The sequence below is a fragment of the Methylobacterium nigriterrae genome (genome assembly GCF_037106235.1).
Taxonomy (GTDB): Bacteria; Pseudomonadota; Alphaproteobacteria; order Rhizobiales; family Beijerinckiaceae; genus Methylobacterium; species Methylobacterium nigriterrae.
In genome coordinates this window covers 1-387 of record NZ_JBAWTG010000603.1, presented here as the reverse complement: position 1 = coordinate 387, position 387 = coordinate 1, and the positions used below count along the sequence as shown (strand labels likewise).

Sequence of the window (387 nt, the reverse complement as noted above, 5' to 3'; positions counted from 1 at the left end):
CGATGGCGGGGATGCGGTTATTGGGGCTGATCTTGAGAAACTCCGGCGCGTGCTGCTCACCCTTGCCGATATTGATCGGGTGGACCCTGTAGGGTAGCTCCATTTCCTCGAGGGCGACGCTGATTTTTCGGCCGTTGGGCGTATTCCAGGTATAAAGGTCGATGGTCATGCGATTACCTTGTATGGACTTCCACTGTTGACGGTGCGCGATCCGCACTGGAATGTCCACGCAACGGGCGCTAAATTCGATAAAATCCCCCTAGCATGAGATTGCCCTTGTCCAACCCCTCCCCGCGCGCACGCCTCGCCGACATCATCCGCACCCGCTCGTTCGGACGCGGCGAAATCACGCTGGCCTCCGGCCGCAAGAGCGATTTTTATTTCAAC

General features: G+C 57.9%; 1 protein-coding gene and 1 pseudogene. One reads left to right on the top strand and one right to left on the bottom strand.

Annotated elements, in window-relative coordinates; translation table 11 throughout:
• A partial coding sequence (locus WDW90_RS38410) for a glutathione S-transferase N-terminal domain-containing protein (protein ID WP_336492911.1) occupies positions 1–169 on the bottom strand: 169 nt, incomplete at its 3' end.
• 95 nt (positions 170–264) lie between these two features.
• Here WDW90_RS38410 and WDW90_RS38405 point away from each other — a divergent pair.
• A pseudogene (locus tag WDW90_RS38405) lies at positions 265–387 on the top strand (orotate phosphoribosyltransferase); the annotation flags it as partial.